This window comes from Bradyrhizobium sp. 157, from assembly GCF_023073815.1.
GTDB lineage: Bacteria > Pseudomonadota > Alphaproteobacteria > Rhizobiales > Xanthobacteraceae > Bradyrhizobium.
On sequence record NZ_JADPKF010000029.1, the window covers coordinates 1 to 2635 of the forward strand.

Below are 2635 nucleotides of genomic sequence, written 5' to 3' on the forward strand. Positions count from 1 at the left end.
GCCATACCCGCCGGCCTCCTGTCCCGGCGGGTAGCTTGAATCACCAAAACGCTGATTTGTGAATCCGCAGCGATTCAGTCAGATGGGCTAACGCTCTAGCAGGCACATAAGCCTCTGCGTGGCTTCCATGATCAAAGTGTTTATGTCGGCGTCTACACCGCGATGTCGGTTGCCACAAGCTTTGGCAGGCTACGCAAGCCCAGAGTAACCGGGTTGCAAGCCCATCGCCTCGCATTGAGACCGATTGCGATCGGCAAGATGGAATTTCATCTCGTTGTCAGCTTTGCGACTGAGCCATATTGATTTGTCGCGGATATGACTACGGAAGGCGAGGCCGCGTTGGCGCGCTGAAGGGCGCCACGGAATCGTAATGCGCGGTCTCGAGGCGCACTCGGGTGCTTCGTGCTCCTTCAGTGCGCGACCGCACTCATCAATCAGCAAGTAACAAGCTTGTTGAGAGCCCCCAACGCTCCATGCCTAGCCGGCACAGTTGCCGATCGTATCGAGTTCGGATCGAGACGTCACGTGCGTTTTCGCGGTGGCATCGTATTTGCAATCAAAGATGTCGTCGCGGATCGAACTAGAAGAGTGACGATCGACGCGATCCGATATCACGCGCTGAACCGTCCGGCATGGCGATTGCGCCAACAAACGATGTCCTCTCGACCGCCGAACCTGCGCACTCTCTGTCGCTCGGGAGTCCGTCGCTGGTACAGCGCCCGCGGGTCGTCTATCAATAAGGTCCCTGTCATGGCGTCTGCTGGTCAACCATCCTCTCGGTTAGCAACGCGTCTTGCATTCTTCGTTCCCGGGGTCGGCTTCGGGGCCTGGGCCCCGCTCGTACCATTTGCGAAGGACCGGCTGGCGGTGGATGATGGCGTGCTTGGCCTACTACTGCTCTGCCTGGGTGCTGGATCCATCATCGCGATGCTTCTGACCAGTGTTTTGAGCGCCCGCTACGGCGTCAGGCTGATCATTCTTGTGGGTGGGCTTAGTCTCGCGATCGTCCTGCCGTGCCTCACGACAGCTAGCAAGTTGTCGCTCGGCGTCGCGCTATTCGCCTTAGGCGCCTCGATAGGCTCGATTAGCGTGGCCGCGAACATTCATGCGATCGAGGTGGAGCGCACGGCGGAGTGCCCGCTGATGTCCAGCTTCCACGCTCAATTCAGCATCGGGGGACTTGTGGGGTCTGCAGCCATGACCGCTTTTCTCTCGCTGCAGATTGACGCATTTGTTTCGACTGTGGTCTGCTCGGGATTGATAGTGATCGCGATCATGCTGGCGTGGCCGCGATTGGTACCAACGGCGCAGGCGGACCGGGGACCGTCGTTCGTTCTGCCGCGTTCCATCGTGCTCCTTCTAGCCGCGATTGCGGCGATCGCCTTCCTTATCGAAGGCGCGATGCTCGATTGGGCTGCCTTGTTGGTCGTCGGCGCTGGTCTTGCTCCAAAGACGCAGGGCGGCTTAGCGTATGTACTGTTCTCCATAGCCATGACGGTGGGACGCCTTGCTGGCGACGCCGTCGTCGAACGCGCGGGGGACCGCGCGACACTTATGTTCGGAAGTCTACTGGCCTTGGCCGGTTTCGGAGCTCTGCTGGCCGCACCGGTAGCCGTCATCGCCATGGCCGGCTTGCTGCTCATTGGTCTTGGCCTATCGAATGTCGCCCCGATTCTGTTCCGGCGCGCCGGCACGCAGGAGGCGATGCCCGTTGGTCCGGCGATTGCCGCGATCATGACGGTTGGTTATGCCGGAATTCTCATTGGACCGGCTGGTATAGGGTTACTGGCCAAGTACGTGGGACTGCCGGCCGCATTTGGGGTCCTAGCCGGGCTCATGTGCCTCGTCGTGCTCTTGGCGCCCATCGTGACGGCGAACACACGGTGAATGCGTTTGAAACGTGACAGAGCGGCACCTCGCGCGCAAGAGAAGCTTCGATCGTGGCTTGTCTCTGATCGAGCAGACGGCAATGAGTTGGCTAGCTGATATCTGCCTGGCGCCGATGATCGGCTACTTTTTGCTGGTCCCAAAGCGGTGCGCTTCTCCGGAAGTGCTTCAGGCCCGGCGATTGGTAGTCCGCGCTCTTCCAGAGATCTGCCTTCATGCCTACGATGGGTCGCTTGATGCGCTTGCTGTTCGCCCAATCATTGCTTCATCCCAGGCTTCTATACCTGAGTGAATCCGCGCTTTCGGCTGTTCGCAAGCTCGAGTTTTCAACCCGATTGCGCAAAGCGGATGTTCGCCGAGCAGGCGTTGATGCTTAAGGGACTTGGAAACACCGGCATCTGGTATCTCGCAGCCGATGGACAGGTTTGTGCGGTAGCCTTAACCTTTCGAATTCTGCAAGCCTAGTCGATTTGACATCCATTCTTTCTCGGGACTCGCCCGACGTTCGAAGCCGAGACAACGCCGCGGGTGCGGGCGGTGCTCGATAAGGTCTGCGACAGATGAGAAACCACGAGATCGGCCTTAGTAGCGATATCGCTTGGAAGAGTCTCGAAGTCGGCACCCGATGGAAAGCTCAATTAATGGCCCAGGCTGTTCTCTAATTCCGGGCCTGCGGTCAAGACTCTCCAAACACATCCTTGCCGGGTTCATGGTTCTCTCCGCGGTAGGGGCATGCCCTCCGCATGAT

Annotated in this window: 1 protein-coding gene; it reads left to right on the forward strand. The window is 59.0% G+C overall.

Going from position 1 to position 2635, the window contains the following annotated elements:
* Positions 1-750: 750 nt before the first annotated feature.
* On the forward strand, positions 751-1887 hold the full coding sequence (locus IVA95_RS06680) for an MFS transporter (protein WP_247509791.1): 1137 nt from the start codon (positions 751-753) through the stop codon (positions 1885-1887).
* The last annotated feature ends 748 nt before the right edge of the window (positions 1888-2635 follow it).